The organism is Achromobacter sp. K91 (assembly GCF_003576205.1).
Taxonomy (GTDB): domain Bacteria; phylum Pseudomonadota; class Gammaproteobacteria; order Burkholderiales; family Burkholderiaceae_B; genus Achromobacter; species Achromobacter aegrifaciens.
This window is the reverse complement of the sequence record NZ_QWFB01000012.1, coordinates 96,552-110,948: the sequence shown is the minus strand read 5'-3', so window position 1 is coordinate 110,948 and position 14,397 is coordinate 96,552. Positions and strand designations below refer to the sequence as shown.

General features: G+C 67.4%; 13 protein-coding genes. 4 read left to right on the top strand and 9 right to left on the bottom strand.

Going from position 1 to position 14,397, the window contains the following annotated elements:
* The first annotated feature begins 103 nt into the window (after window positions 1-103).
* Window positions 104-1,339: a diaminopimelate decarboxylase gene (gene lysA, locus DXK93_RS02835; RefSeq protein ID WP_119449300.1), complete on the top strand. Its 1,236-nt coding sequence runs from the start codon at window positions 104-106 to the stop codon at window positions 1,337-1,339.
* Window positions 1,340-1,345: 6 nt separating this feature from the next.
* Here the strand turns inward: lysA and garL are convergent, their stop codons facing one another.
* The 6 genes from garL to DXK93_RS02805 form a co-directional block, all read right to left on the bottom strand.
* A complete protein-coding gene (gene garL, locus DXK93_RS02830) occupies window positions 1,346-2,113 on the bottom strand; it encodes a 2-dehydro-3-deoxyglucarate aldolase (RefSeq protein WP_054452400.1) in 768 nt (255 codons plus the stop codon).
* Window positions 2,114-2,187: 74 nt separating this feature from the next.
* A complete protein-coding gene (locus DXK93_RS02825; RefSeq protein WP_175181439.1) occupies window positions 2,188-3,183 on the bottom strand; it encodes a tripartite tricarboxylate transporter substrate binding protein in 996 nt (331 codons plus the stop codon).
* A gap of 47 nt (window positions 3,184-3,230) precedes the next feature.
* Window positions 3,231-4,976 carry an L-arabinonate dehydratase gene (araD, locus tag DXK93_RS02820; protein ID WP_054452402.1) on the bottom strand — a complete coding sequence of 582 codons (1,746 nt, stop codon included), beginning with the start codon at window positions 4,974-4,976 and terminating at the stop codon, window positions 3,231-3,233.
* A 47-nt stretch (window positions 4,977-5,023) separates the two neighbouring features.
* Window positions 5,024-6,130 carry an Ldh family oxidoreductase gene (locus tag DXK93_RS02815; protein ID WP_054452404.1) on the bottom strand — a complete coding sequence of 369 codons (1,107 nt, stop codon included), beginning with the start codon at window positions 6,128-6,130 and terminating at the stop codon, window positions 5,024-5,026.
* A 49-nt stretch (window positions 6,131-6,179) separates the two neighbouring features.
* Window positions 6,180-6,953, bottom strand: a complete 774-nt coding sequence (locus DXK93_RS02810; RefSeq protein ID WP_119449299.1) for a FadR/GntR family transcriptional regulator — start codon at window positions 6,951-6,953, stop codon at window positions 6,180-6,182.
* An 80-nt stretch (window positions 6,954-7,033) separates the two neighbouring features.
* Window positions 7,034-7,963, bottom strand: coding sequence for a dihydrodipicolinate synthase family protein (locus DXK93_RS02805; RefSeq protein WP_059379899.1), 930 nt, complete (start codon window positions 7,961-7,963; stop codon window positions 7,034-7,036).
* A 224-nt stretch (window positions 7,964-8,187) separates the two neighbouring features.
* Here DXK93_RS02805 and DXK93_RS02800 point away from each other — a divergent pair, with 224 nt between their 5' ends.
* From DXK93_RS02800 to DXK93_RS02790, 3 genes are all read left to right on the top strand, one after another.
* The gene (locus DXK93_RS02800) at window positions 8,188-9,201 is read left to right on the top strand and encodes a tripartite tricarboxylate transporter substrate binding protein (protein ID WP_054453632.1); all 1,014 of its coding nucleotides are present in this window, start codon (window positions 8,188-8,190) and stop codon (window positions 9,199-9,201) included.
* A 74-nt stretch (window positions 9,202-9,275) separates the two neighbouring features.
* Window positions 9,276-10,262: a tripartite tricarboxylate transporter substrate binding protein gene (locus DXK93_RS02795; protein WP_054452407.1), complete on the top strand. Its 987-nt coding sequence runs from the start codon at window positions 9,276-9,278 to the stop codon at window positions 10,260-10,262.
* Between the two features lie 103 nt (window positions 10,263-10,365).
* Complete coding sequence (locus tag DXK93_RS02790; RefSeq protein ID WP_054452409.1) at window positions 10,366-11,322, top strand: 2-hydroxyacid dehydrogenase; 957 nt, start codon at window positions 10,366-10,368, stop codon at window positions 11,320-11,322.
* Between the two features lie 143 nt (window positions 11,323-11,465).
* Here DXK93_RS02790 and DXK93_RS02785 read toward each other — a convergent pair whose 3' ends face one another.
* From DXK93_RS02785 to radA, 3 genes are all read right to left on the bottom strand, one after another.
* Window positions 11,466-11,705: a hypothetical protein gene (locus tag DXK93_RS02785; RefSeq protein ID WP_054452411.1), complete on the bottom strand. Its 240-nt coding sequence runs from the start codon at window positions 11,703-11,705 to the stop codon at window positions 11,466-11,468.
* A gap of 162 nt (window positions 11,706-11,867) precedes the next feature.
* Window positions 11,868-12,647 (bottom strand): sulfite exporter TauE/SafE family protein, encoded by a 780-nt coding sequence (locus tag DXK93_RS02780; protein ID WP_119449365.1) that lies wholly within the window; start codon window positions 12,645-12,647, stop codon window positions 11,868-11,870.
* Between the two features lie 83 nt (window positions 12,648-12,730).
* Window positions 12,731-14,092, bottom strand: coding sequence for a DNA repair protein RadA (radA, locus tag DXK93_RS02775; protein ID WP_059379903.1), 1,362 nt, complete (start codon window positions 14,090-14,092; stop codon window positions 12,731-12,733).
* Between the last annotated feature and the right edge of the window lie 305 nt (window positions 14,093-14,397).

Here is a 14,397-nt window from a genome sequence, read left to right as displayed (position 1 = left end):
TCAAAAATGAATTGATCAAGGAATTTTAAGCATTTTACTGGATGACCGAAGCCGGGCATCATGCCGCCTTGTTTTCACTTCCACCAACAAGGTTTCGCCCGCCATGGCCTTCGATCCGCGCCAACTCACCCAACTCGCCGCCGAGCACGGCACGCCGCTCTGGGTGTACGACGCCGCCGTCATCCGTGAACGCATTGCGCAACTGCGCCGCTTCGACACCATCCGCTATGCGCAGAAGGCCTGCTCCAACCTGCACATCCTGCGCCTGATGCGCGCCGAAGGCGCCGTGGTGGACGCCGTCTCGCTGGGCGAGATCGAGCGCAGCCTGGCTGCCGGCTTCCAGCCCCAGGGCGAGCCGGAAGGCATCGTCTTCACCGCGGACCTGATCGACCACGCCACGCTGGCCGCGGTGCTCAAGCACGGCATCACCGTCAACGCCGGTTCCCTGGACATGCTGGCCCGCGTGGGCCAGGCCTCGCCCGGCCATCGCGTCTGGCTGCGCATCAACCCGGGTTTCGGCCACGGCCACAGCAACAAGACCAATACCGGCGGCCCGCAGAGCAAGCACGGCATCTGGATCGGCGATGTGGCCGAAGCCATGGCCATCGTGCGCCGCCACGGCCTGAAGCTGGTCGGCATCCACATGCATATCGGCTCGGGCGTGGACTACGCCCACCTGTCCAGCGTGTGCGACGCCATGGTCGACGTGGTCGCCTCGCTGGACCATGACATCGAAGCCATTTCGGCGGGCGGCGGCCTATCCATCCCGTACCGCGAAGGCGATGCCCGTATCGACTGCGACCACTACTTCGAGCAATGGGACGCGGCGCGCCGCCGCATCGCCGAACGCCTGGGCCACGAGATCCGCCTGGAGATCGAGCCGGGCCGCTTCCTGGTCGCCGAGGCCGGCGCGCTGGTGTCGGAAGTGCATTCGATCAACCGCCGCCCGGAGCGCGACTTCGCGCTGGTCGATGCCGGCTTCAACGACCTGATGCGCCCGGCCATGTACGGCAGCTATCACCGCATTTCGGTGCATGCGCCCGATGGCGGCAGGCCGCAGGGCGCGGCGGAGACCCGCATCGCCGTGGCCGGCCCGCTGTGCGAATCGGGCGACGTGTTCACCCAGGACGCCGGCGGCGTCGTGTCGGATCAGTTGCTGCCGCAGCCGCGCATCGGCGACTTCCTGGTGTTCCACGACGCGGGCGCCTATGGCTCGTCCATGTCCTCGAACTACAACAGCCGCCCGCTGGCGCCCGAAGTGCTGCTGGACAACGGCGCGGCGCGGCTGATCCGCCGGCGCCAGACGATAGGCGAACTGCTGGCGCTGGAAGACGCCTGAGCGCCATCAGGTCGGGAACGCCTCGCGCAAGGCGAAGGTTGCCTGCTTGAACACGCCCAGGTCGGTGCCCACCGCCACGAAGTGCATGCCCATGTCCAGGTAGCGCCGCGCATCCGCATGCACCGGCGCAAGAATGCCCACGGCCTTGCCTTGGGCGGACACCCGCTGGTACAGATGGCGGATGGCCTCCTGGACTTCGGGATGGCCGGGATTGCCGATATGTCCCAGCGCCGCGGCCAGGTCGGACGGCCCGATGAACACGCCGTCCACGCCTTCCACCGAAGCGATCTCGTCCACCGCGGCGATGCCCGGGCGGCTTTCTATCTGCAGCAGCACGCAGATGTTGTCGTTGATGGTGTGCAGGTAGTCCGGCACCGTGCCATAGCGGTTGCTGCGCTGGGCGCCCGCCACGCCGCGCATGCCCTGCGGCGGGTAGCGCGTGGCGGCCACGGCCCGGCGCGCGTCCTCTTCGGATTCGATGAACGGAATCAGCAGGTTGTAGAAGCCGATATCCAGCAGCCGCTTGATCTCCACCGGATCGTTCCACGACGGCCGCCCGACAGCGGCGCTGGCGCTGCCCTGCAAGGCCTGCAGCTGCTGCAGGAACATCGGCACCTCGTTGGGCGAGTGCTCGCCGTCCAGCAGCAGCCAGTCGAAATCGGCCAAGCCCACGAGCTCGGCCGTGATGTGGCTGGACATGCACATCCAGAATCCGATGAGCCGTTCGCGCGCCAGGATGCGTTGGCGGAAACGGTTGGGTAGGGGTGAGTTCATTGCACTTTTCACTTCATCAAGAAAAACAGGTCAGGCCGGGCCAGCAAGCCCGGCCGCGCATTCAATCCACGCATTCAATCCATTTTCGCGCCCGAGGCCTTGGCGGCCTTGCCCCATTTCGTGATCTCGTTATCCACGAACGCCGAGAACGATTTCGGGTCGTCGGCCACCACCACGAACCCCACGCTCTCCAGCTTCTGCCGGATCTCGGGCGAGGATAGCGCCTTCACCGTCGCCTGGTTCAGGCGCTGGATCACGGCGGGCGGCGTCTTCGCTGGCGCCGACAAGCCAAACCAGGACTCGGCCGAAAAACCCGGATAGCCTGATTCCGCCACCGTCGGCGTATCGGGATAGGCGGGATTGCGCTTGGCGCTGGCCACGGCCAGTGCGCGCAGCTTGCCCGACGTGACCTGCGGCAGCAAGGCGTCCTGGTTCAGGAACAATACCGAGACACGGCCTCCGATGGTGTCGGTGATGGCGGCGGCGCCGCCCTTGTAAGGCACGTGCACCAGGTCGATCTTGGCGTCCTGTTTCAGCATCTCCATGGCCAGGTGGCCGGAGGAGCCGCTGCCCGAACTCGCATGCGTGTACTTGCCCGGATTCTCCCGCGCCAGCTTGATGAAGTCCGCGAAAGTCTTGCCCGGGAAGTCGTTGTTGGCCACCAGCACATTGGGGCCGGTGGCCAGCAGCGAGATATGCGCGAAGTCGCTGTTGCGGTATGGCATGTTCTGGTAGATCGCGTAGCTGATGGCGTTGGACCCCACGCCGGACAGCAGCAGGGTATAGCCGTCGGGCTCGGCCTTGGCCACCATGTCGGAGCCGATATTGCCATTGGCGCCGCCCTTGTTCTCCACCACCACGGTCTGGCCCAGTTCCTTGGACAGTTCGGCCGCCAGCAGGCGCCCCACCGAATCGGTGCTGCCGCCCGCGGGGAACGGCACCACCAGCTTGAGTTGCTTGGCGGGCCAGGCCGCGCCCTGCGCCATCAGCATGCCGGGCAGCATGGCCAGTGTCCCCGCCGCCGCCAGGATGGCCAGGCGCGCGCGCGCCGCCGGTTTCTTCTGTTGCATGGTTGTCTCCTCTATGGTTTTTTTAGTATGTGCGCCCGGTGTCCGGGTCAGTGGATTTCAGGCTCGCCCGCGGCCGGAGCGCGCGTTTCGGTCTGAAGAAAATCAAAATCGCAGCCCGTGTCGGCCTGGCCGATATGCTTGAGGTACAGCACGCCATAGCCGCGCTCGAAACGCGGCGGCGGCGCCTGCCAGGCGGCGCGGCGCGCGGCAAGCTCCTCGTCGGACACCAGCAGTTCCAGGCGCCGCGCCGGCACGTCCAGCGTGATGCGGTCGCCGTCCTGCACCAGCGCCAACGGGCCGCCCACATAGGCCTCGGGCGCCACGTGCAGCACACAGGCGCCATAGCTGGTGCCGCTCATGCGCGCATCCGAAATGCGCACCATGTCGCGCACGCCCTGCTTCAGGAGCTTTTGCGGAATCGGCAACTGGCCCCATTCGGGCATGCCGGGCGCGCCCTGCGGCCCCGCGTTCTGCAGCACGATGACGCTGTCGGCATCCACGTCCAGGTCGGGGTCGTCGATGCGCGCCGCCATGTCGTTGTAGTCCTTGAAGACCACCGCGCGGCCCGTGTGCACCTGCAGATGCGCCTCCATCGCGGGCGGCTTGATCACCGCGCCGTCGGGCGCCAGGTTGCCGCGCAGCACCGCCAGCCCGTCACGCTCGATCAGCGCCTGCGCGCGCGGCCGGATCACGTCTTCATTGAAGATCCGCGCGCCCGCGATGTTCTCGCCCAGCGTGCGGCCGTCCACGGTGCGCTGCGTCGTGTCCAGCAGGTCGCCCAGCTGCACCAGCATGGCGCGCAGGCCGCCGGCGTAATAGAAGTCTTCCATCAGGTACTTGCCGGCCGGCCGCAGATTGGCCAGCACCGGCGTGGTGCGCGCCAGATGGTCGAAGCGGTCCAGGTCCAGCCCGAAGCCGCTGCGCCGCGCCATGGCGATCAGGTGCACCACGGAATTGGTTGAGCCGGACAGCGCCAGCACCGTGCGCACCGCATTGTCGAACGACGCGGCGGTCAGCAGGTCCGACGGCTTCAGGTCTTCCCACACCATCTCCACGATGCGCTTGCCGGTCAGGCTGGCCATCTGCGCGTGGCGCGAATCCGGCGCGGGGATCGACGAAGCGCCCGACAGGCACAGGCCCAGCGCCTCGACCGCGCCCGTCATGGTGGACGCGGTGCCCATCGTCATGCAGTGGCCGGGCGAACGGGCGATACCGTCCTCCACGCCCTGCCAGTCTTCCTCGGTAATGTTGCCGGCGCGCAGCTCGGCCCAGTATTTCCAGGTGTCCGAGCCCGAGCCCAGCGTGTTGCCGTTCCAGTTGCCGCGCAACATGGGGCCGGCCGGCATGAAGATGGTGGGCAAGTCCATGGACACCGCGCCCATCAGCAGCGCGGGCGTGGTCTTGTCGCAGCCGCCCATCAGCACACAGCCGTCCGCGGGATAGGAGCGCAGAAGCTCTTCGGTCTCCATCGCCAGCAGGTTGCGGTAGAGCATGGTGGTCGGCTTCTGGAAGGGTTCCGACAGGCTCATGGCGGGCATTTCCACCGGGAAGCCGCCCGCCTGCCAGATGCCGCGCTTGACCTCTTCCACGCGCTGCTTGAAGTGGCTGTGGCAGGGGTTGATGTCGCTCCAGGTGTTGATGATGGCGATCACCGGCTTGCCGGCGTAGTCCGAGCGGTGATAGCCCATCTGCGCGGTGCGCGAACGGTGGCCGAACGAGCGCAGGTCGCGCACGCCATACCAGCGGTGGCTGCGCAGTTCTTCGGGTTTCTTGCGCTTGTCTGAATTGCTCATGTCTCTGTTCCTGTGCTCTTGGGCAAGGGTTTATAGGGAAAACGGAATCACGCCGGGTCCAGCAGATAGGGCGTGCCGGCGCGCTCGCATATGGCGCGCAGGCGTTCGGCCAGCGCGGCGGAAATGGGTATGCCTGCGCGCAGCCGGCGCGCGCGCTCGGCGGCTTCGGGCTCGCCAGCCACCAGCACCGGCTCGTCCGGGTTGGCGGGCGGCGTGTCGTGCATGGCGTCGATCATGTCGTCCATGTCGGACTCGAACGAGCCCGCCGCGCGGAAGGCGTCGGGGTTCAAGGCCAGGAAGAAATGGCCCACATCGTCGGGTTCGCCCGGCCGGCGCGTCGGTGCGCGGCGCGCGGCGAAGGCGCTGCCGCTGAGCGTGCCGCCCAGGATCTGCGCCATCATCGCCAGGCCGTAGCCCTTGTGGCTGCTCATGGCGGCAGTGCCGCCCAGCGGGGTCAGGCCGCCCTCGGGATGCGTGAAGATGAATTGCATGGCGGCCGCCGCATCGGTAACCGCGCCGCCCTGCCCGTCCACCGCCCAGCCTGGCGGCAAGGGCTGATCCAGGAAGTCGTAGACCTTGACCTTGTTGGCGGCGACGGTGGTGGTCGCCATGTCCAGCACAAAGGGTTCGTTGTAGGCGGCCGGCGCGCCGAAGGCGATGGGATTGGTGCCCAGCATGGGCATGGCGCCGCGCGTGGGCACCATGATGACGCCGTTGGCGCTGCTGGTCACCAGCCCGACCACGCCGCGCTCGACCGCGATGCGCGCATAGACGCCGGCCGCGCCGAAGTGATGCGAATTACAGACCGACACGGCGCCCACGCCGTGCTCCAAAGCCTTGTCCACCGCCAGGTTCATGGCCTGCGCCGCCACCGGATAGCCCAGGCCGCCCATGCCGTCGATCAGCGCGCTGGCGCCGCCGTCGCGCAGGATCCGCGGCCTGGCGTCCAGCCGCAGGGCGCCGGCGCGCAGCTTGTCCTCGTATGCCGGCAGCATGGAGATGCCGTGCGAGTCGATGCCCAGCAGGTCGGTGCGCGCCATCAGGCCCGCGGTGATGTGCGCCAAGTCCTGCGCCATGCCCCAGGCCATCAGCACCTGCAGGATCTGCTCGCGGACCTGCTCCACCGGCACTTCCGCCGCGATATTCCCTTGCACTCTGGTCTCCTGTAGTTTTGGTTTGATCGCAGCGGGCGGACGGAAGGGATCAATCGCGCTCGCGGTCCACCAGCCGGTGACGGGCCTGGCCCAGATGGAACTGCATGGCCACGCGGGCGCGCTCGCTGTCCTGTTCGCGGATGGCGTCCAGGATCGCGGCATGCTCGTCCACCACGCGCTGCGCACGCTGGCGCGAACCGGTGCGGGTCAGGTTCAAGGTCAGCCGCATGAAGCCGCTGATGGATTCGTGGATGCTTTCCAGCACGCCCAGATAGAAGTCGTTGCCGCTGGCTTCGGCGATGCTGGCATGGAAGGCCAGGTCGGCCTCGGCCGACACCTGGCCGCGCGCCAGGCTGTCGGCGAAGGCCGCATGCGCATCGGCGATCTTCCTGAGCTGCTCGTCGGTGCGCCGCAGCGCCGCCAGGCGCGCGGCGTCGCCCTCCAGCGCCACCCGGACCTCCTGGGCCCGCAGGTAGGCGCTGACGTTCTGCACGTCGTTGAAGGTCTTCAGGCGCGGTGCGGGCGCATGGCTGACAAAGGTGCCCAGCCCCTGGTGCGCGGTGATCAGGCCGTCGGCGCGCAGCCGCAGCAGCGCTTCGCGCACCACCGGACGCGAGACGCCGAAGCGTTCGGATATTTCGTTCTCGGAAGGCAGCTTGTCGCCCACGTTCAACCCGCCAGAGACGATCTGCTCGAAGATCTGGCCGTACAGCTGATCCGCCAGCCGCACCCGGTGCCCGCGTTCGAGCACCAGCGCGCCCGAGGCATCGTGTTCGGCGGGCGCCTGGGGCGCTGGCGCGGGTGTTGCTTTGGGTCGGGCCACGAAACCTCCTCGATGCTATGGCGCTGTCCGCGATGGCGGGACAGCGCTCATCGTACCGTCAATGCGCGGCGCCAGTGCGCTCACGCAGCAGCCGCCTCCCGGTCCCAGGCCGCCAGGGCGCGCGCCACCGGCGCCACCCGCTCGCGCTCGGCGGCGGAGATGCCGGTCAGCAGGGGCAGCATCGGCCCCATGTCCGCCACGCCCGACAGCGTCACGGCATCGTGCAGCACGCGGATGGGACTGATGCTGTCGCGGCAGTCTTCCAGGCCCAGGTACTGCTGGCGTACAGCCTCGGCTTCGTCATAGCGGCCGTCGCGCAACAGATGCAACAGGCGCATCGAACCGCGCGGCGCCACGCAGACCGAGCCGGAGGTGAAGCTCTTCAGGCCGAAATCGCGGTAGTGCACGATGGCCGGACGTTCGCCGATGCCACTGACGATCCAGCGCGCGTCCACCGCCTGCAGCAGCGATGACAGGTAGGCGTCCTGCGACGGATCATCGCGCACGACGGCGTACTTGAAGGCCACGATGCGGCCCTCTTCGATCAGGCGCGCGGCGCTTTCCGGCGCCAGGTAGCCGGACGACTTGATGTAGATCACCGCGGGCTTGCCCAGCGCGTCCGTGAAGCGGCGCACGCCTTCGGCCAGGCCCGCGTCCGTGTAGGGAAAGGACATGGGCAGCAACATGGCCGTGGGAAACGCACGCGTACGCAGGATCGCCGCCTGATCCATCATCTTGCCGTAGTCGGGCCCCACGGAAGGCAGGATCCACGTATCCGCGCCCGCCAGTCCGGCCAGCATGTCGACGATGCGCGCGTACTCGCCCACGCCCACGTTGTAGAAGTTGGCGTTGCCGCCATACATCACGTTGCGCACGCCGCCCGCTTCCAGATGGCCGAGCAAGGCCTTGTTGGCCGCCTCGTTCAGGGAAAGATCGTCGTGGCGCGCCAGCGGCGGCACGGCGATGACCGAACGCTGCAAATCCTGCGCGGTGACCGGGGAGGTTTTCATGGACGGGGCTCCTGGCTGATCCTGCTATCGGGTGTGGGGGTTCGAAAAAGTATACTTGGTTGACAAGCACAAGCTCAATACATATATTTGTTTTACAAGTAGTCCGGCAGCAAAACGCAGGGCGCCGCGGGGCGCCATGCGGCGTCAAAGCCTCGGGCCATGCCAGGGGCGGAATACCCCCAGAAACGATGCGCGGCCACGCGCACACCGAGGAGACGAATTCCATGCATGCAGCCCCCGCGCGAGGCCGGTCCGCCTTGGCCGTTCTTTGCAGCGCCGCCCTGGCGGCGGCCGCCTTCCTGTCGCCGGCCGCGCCGGCGCGGGCAGACTACCCGGAACGGGACGTCAAGATCATCGTGCCCTTCCCGGCCGGCGGCACCACCGACATCGCGGCCCGCATCGTCGCCGCCGAACTCGGCAAGACCTGGAACAAGGCCGTGGTGGTGGACAACAAGGCAGGCGCAGGCGGCAACGTCGGCACGGCCGAAGCCGCCCGGGCCGCGCCGGACGGCTACACGCTGCTGATGGGAACCGTCAGCACCCATGCGATCAACCAGTCGGTCTATGCCAAGCTGCCTTACGACCCGGTCAAGGACTTCGTGCCGGTGACGCTGGTGATCCCCGTGCCCAACATCCTGGAACTCAACCCCGCGTTTGCCGACAAGCACGGCATCCGCACGGTGGCCGACCTGATCAAGTACCTGAAGGCCAATCCGGGCAGCGTCAACATGGCGTCCACCGGCAACGGCACCTCCACGCATCTGTCGGGAGAGCTGTTCCAGAACATGACGGGTACGCGCATGACCCACGTGCCGTACAAGGGCAGCAGCCCCGCGCTGACCGATGTGATGGCCGGTTCCGCCGATCTGATCTTCGACAACCTGCCGTCCTCCATGGGGTTCCTCAAGAGCGGCAAGCTGCGCCCGCTGGCCGTCACCAGCGCCCAGCGTTCACCCGCCTTGCCCGACGTCCCCACCATGGCCGAGGCCGGCGTGCAGGGCTATGACGCGTCCAGCTGGTTCGGCCTGCTGGCGCCCGCCGGCACGCCGCAGGCGGTGGTCGACAAGATCCAGCGCGACGTGGCCGCGGCCCTCAAGCAGGAATCCGTGCGCACGCAGTTGCAGGCGCAAGGCGCCACGCCCTCCGGCAACACGCCGGCCCAGTTCAAACAGTTCATGGCGCAGGAATCCGCCAAATGGGCGGAGGTCGTGAAGAAATCCGGCGCCAAGGTCGACTGACCCCAAGCCGATCCGGGTCCGTCCGCAACGCGTGGGCGGCGGGCTCTTCATCAGCACGCGAACCAGGAGACACCATGAATAAACTGATGAGCGCCGCGGCCGTCGCAGCCGCCGTCGCCGCAGGCGCCGTGCTGCCCGGGATGCCCGCGGCGCAGGCCGCCGGCTATCCCGACAAACCCGTGACGATGATCGTGCCTTTCGTGCCGGGCGGTTCTTCCGACATTACCGCGCGCTCGGTCACGCCGGGGCTGACGAAAATCCTGGGGCAGACCTTCGTGGTCGAAAACAAGCCCGGCGCCAACAGCGCCATCGGCGCGCAGGCGCTGGCCCGCTCCACGCCTGACGGGTACACCATGATGGTCGGCTCCATCGGCACCTTCGCCATCAACGAGGCGCTCTACAAGAACCTGTCGTACAACCCCAGCAAGGACTTCGAATACCTGACGCAGGCGGTGCGCAATCCCAACGTGCTGGTGGCAGCGCCGACGTTTCCGGCCAGCACCGTCGCCGAGCTGGTCGAATACGCGAAGAAGAATCCGGGCAAGGTGTCCTATGCCTCGTCGGGCACGGGTTCGTCGGACCACCTGTCCGCCGTGCTGTTCCGCCAGCGCACCCAGAGCACGGGCGTGGACGTCCCCTACCGCGGCGGCGGCGCGGCCATCGCCGACCTGATCGGCGGGCAGGTCAACGTGTCATTCCAGAACCTGGGCGCGGTCCAGACCCACATCAAGGCCGGCAAGCTCAAGGCGCTGGCCATCACGGGCGACGCCCGCGCCGCCGACCTGCCGGACGTGCCCACGCTGGCCGAGGCCGGCATCAAGGACATGGTGGTGTACTCCTGGCAAGGCTTTGCCGTGCCCAAGGGCACGCCCGCGCCCATCGTCCAGCAACTGTCCAAGGCCTTGCAGACCGCGCTGCGCGATCCCCAGACCGAGAAGACCCTGCAAGGCCTGGGCTTCGAGGTCGTGGCCAACACGCCGCAGCAGTTCACGGCATTCCAGCAGGCCGAGGTCAAGCGCTGGAAGGACGTCATCCAGAAAGCCAACATCCAGCTCGAGTAAGGTCGCGATCGGGACCCGGGATGCCCCTGGCGGGCATCCTGTCAGCCTGCATCAAGGCCGGATCAAGTAGCATCAACATTTTGCCACCCACCTGTACGACAACATGACCACCAAGCATCGCATCATCCAGGTCGGCTCGCTGGCCGGTTCCCCCTACGCCAACAAGACGCTCGCGGACCGCTACGACGTCGTCGAACTATGGAAGTACCCGGACCGCAAGGCGGCGCTGGCCGAGCATGGCAAGGGCGTCACCGCCGTCGTCACGTCCGCCACCTACGGCGCCAACGCCGAACTCATCAACGCCCTGCCCGACCTGAAGGCCATCTGCAGCTGGGGCGTGGGCTACGAGACCATCGACGTCCAGGCCGCCAAGCAGCGCGGCGTGCAGGTCAGCAATACCCCCGACGTGCTGACCGACTGCGTCGCCGATCTGGCCTGGGGCCTCCTGATCGCGGGCGCGCGCCACATGGGCCAGGGCGAACGCTTCGTGCGCGCGGGCCAGTGGGGCCAGGTGCATGGTGGCATCCCGCTGGGCCAGCGCGTCAGCGGCAAGAAGCTGGGCATCGTCGGCCTGGGCCGCATCGGCGAGGCCATCGCCCGCCGCGGCATGGGCTTCGACATGGACGTGCGCTACCACAACCGCCGCAAGCGCGATGACGTGGAATACGGCTACGAAGCCTCGCTCACCGACCTGGCCAAGTGGGCCGACTTCCTCATCGTGGCCACCGTCGGCGGTCCCAGCACGCGCCATCTGGTCAACCGCGAAGTGCTGGAAGCGCTGGGCCCCACGGGCATCATCGTCAACATCGCGCGCGGCCCCGTCATCGACGAGACCGCGCTGGTCGCCGCGCTGGAAGCCGGCAAGCTGGGCTGCGCCGCGCTCGACGTGTTCGAGCACGAGCCCAAGGTGCCCGAAGCGTTGCTCAAGACCGATCGCGCAGTGCTGCTGCCGCACATCGGCAGCGCCACGCTGGAAACCCGCGTGGCCATGGAGAACCTGATGCTGGAAAACCTGCAGGCGTTCTTCGAGACCGGCCGCGTGATCACTCCTGCGGAGTAAGGCCCGCCCTGCGCCGCAGCCGCGGCGCGCCAAATGAAAAAGCCTCTCGGCGCCCATACCGAGAGGCTTTCGACTTTCCGGCCCCCGCGGGAATCGGAAGTCGTTTGCGCAAAGGAACTACCGGGCGCTCAGGCCCTCAGTGCTTACTTCGCTGGAGCCGCTGCGCCGGAATGATCCGTCTTCGCGGCCCCGCCCGATTTGGCCGCCGCCGGTTTGGCGGAGGTCTTGTCGGACTTGTGATGCTTGTGCTGCGCCTGGGTCTTGGTTTCACCCGTCTTGGACGTGGCATCGGCGCCCGCCGCAAACGCCGAAGGCGCGGCAGCCAGACCGAGGCACAAGGCCGAGGTGGATAGGAACGCAGCAATACGGGAGTGAGTCGTCATTTCATGAACTCCTGAATGTAAAAGGACCGAAGTCCTTTTTTCGACACGGGGCGGCAACATCGCCGCTTTACCCGTTCCCGTTTGAACCGGCCCCATCCAGAAGGTTCAGCGCGGAACCAGAAAATTTCGGTCGCTAACGCTTCGAAATATGGCGCGGACGGTTCAGCTCTCGAACGCCAGCAGCGCCACGGTGGCGAACAGCATCAGTGCGAAGCAGGCTCTCAGCTTGCGTTCAGGCAGACGGTACGCAAGCTTCACGCCCACCGGCACGAACAGCAGGCTGCCTATCGCCAGCGGCGCGCCGACCAGCCAATCGGCCTGCCCCGCCCAGGAGTAGGTGATCAACGCGATGAAAGATCCCGGAATCACCATGCTCAGCGCCAGCGCCTGCGCCGTGGTCTGCGGCAACCTGAACACGGACGTGATGATGGGCACGGCCAGCACCGCGCCGCCCACGCCGAAGAAGCCGCCCAGCGTGCCGCACAAAATGCCCAGCACGCTGGCGCGGCGCGGCGTGAAGATCGGGGCATCGCCCTTGGCCGCCGGCTTGCGCGCCGCAACGGGACGCGAGGCGCGCCAGGTCTGCCACACATAGAACAGCGCAATGAAGAACAGGAACACGGCGAAGCTGCGGCGCAGGATGCCGGAATCTATGCCCAGCGCCAGTTGCGCGCCGACCCAGGTGAACACCACGGCCCCGGCCGCTCCCGCCAACGCCACGCGCTTGTCGATGCGGGTCTGCTGGTTGTACTTGCGCACCGCCATCATGATGGTGGGCAGGACCATGATGAGCGCCGTGCCCTGCGCCAACTGCTGCGACATGCCCATCAACAGCACCAGCGCGGGAATCGCGATCAGGCCGCCCCCGATGCCCAGCACGCCGCCCATGAAACCGATCAGGCCGCCCGCAGCCAGGCACGCGGCGATAACTAACAGACTCACTTCTTGCTCCAGCAGGCCCGGCCAGTGCAGGCCGGGCAATCAGAATGTCGATATGAAACCGCCGCAGGCCGCCGCTCTCGGCGTCAGCGCAGCTTGTCCAGCGCGGCGTCCAGCCGGTCCACCGCCCAGATCTCCAGTCCTTCGATGGGCTGGCGCGGCGCGTTGGCCTTGGGGATCAGCGCAATCGAAAAGCCCAGCTTGGCCGCTTCGCGCAAGCGTTCCTGTCCGCGCGGCGCGGGCCGGATCTCGCCCGCCAGGCCGACCTCGCCGAAAGCGATCAGGCCGCGCGGCAGCGGCTTGTCGCGCAGCGAGGACATGATGGCCAGCAGCACCGGCAGGTCGGCCGCGGGTTCCGTGATGCGCACGCCGCCCACCGCGTTGACGAACACGTCCTGGTCAAAGGTGGACACGCCGGCGTGCCGGTGCAGCACCGCCAGCAGCATCGCCAGGCGGTTGCCCTCCAGGCCGACCGTGAGCCGGCGCGGGTTGGGCGCGTGCGAACTATCCACCAGCGCCTGGATCTCCACCAGCAGCGGGCGCGTGCCTTCCTGCGTGGCCATCACGCAGGATCCCGCGACCTGCTGTTCATGCTGCGACAGGAACAGCGCGGAAGGGTTGGCCACGCCGCGCAGCCCGCGGTCCGTCATGGCGAAGACACCCAGTTCATTGACCGCGCCGAAGCGGTTCTTGAAGGCGCGCACCAGGCGGAACGAGGAATGCGTGTCGCCCTCGAAATACAGCACGGTGTCCACGATGTGCTCCAGCACCCGCGGCCCGGCCAGCGCGCCGTCCTTGGTGACGTGGCCGATCATGACGATGGCGATGCCCGTCTGCTTGGCCAGGCGCGTGAGCTGCGCCGCGCATTCGCGCACCTGCGACACCGACCCCGGCGCCGCGGTCAGTTCGCCGCTGTACAGGGTCTGGATCGAGTCGATCACCGCCACAGTGGGCTTCTGCTCCGACACCGCCGCCTGGATCGACTCCAGCCGGATCTCGGCCAGCAGGTTGACGTTGCCCGTCTGCAGGCCCAGGCGGCGCGCACGCAGCGCCACCTGTTCGGCGGATTCCTCGCCCGTCACGTACAGCACGTTGGTGACTTCGGACAGCGAGGCCAGCGCCTGCAGCAGCAAGGTGGACTTGCCTATGCCCGGGTCGCCGCCGATCAGCACCACGGCGCCGGCCACCAGGCCGCCGCCCAGCACACGGTCGAATTCTTCCAGCCCGGTAGGCTGGCGCGGCGTTTCGCGGGCCTCGATTTCAGACAGGCTGCGCACGGGGCTGGCGGCCGCCAGCGGCGCATAACGGTGGGAGGCGGCGGCCGGCGCCGACGATTCCACGGTTTCTTCCAGCGTGTTCCAGGCGTTGCAATGCGGGCATTTGCCCTGCCACTTCGGGGTAGTGCCGCCGCAATCGGAGCACACATATACGGTTCGGGATTTGGCCATGCGCGAAAGTGTACCGGCAAGCCAGGGCGGCATGCGCGCGCACACGCGCGCTTTCGTCCTTGCACGCCCCATGATGGGGCGGTATCTGTCATTCTGCTTTCAAAAACAGGGACGTGCTGAAGTTACATGATGCAAACTCAAGAAATTCTCTGGCGGATTTCTCCAAATCGCGCATAATCATCAGGTGCAGCGCATTGACGAACCGCCCGGCCCAGGGCGGCATACCTGCAGCCAGACGCCCTCGGGGCGCGGCGGCGGGAATCGCGGCGCAATCACCCGCGGCTTTCCAGGAAGCCGCCTAAACC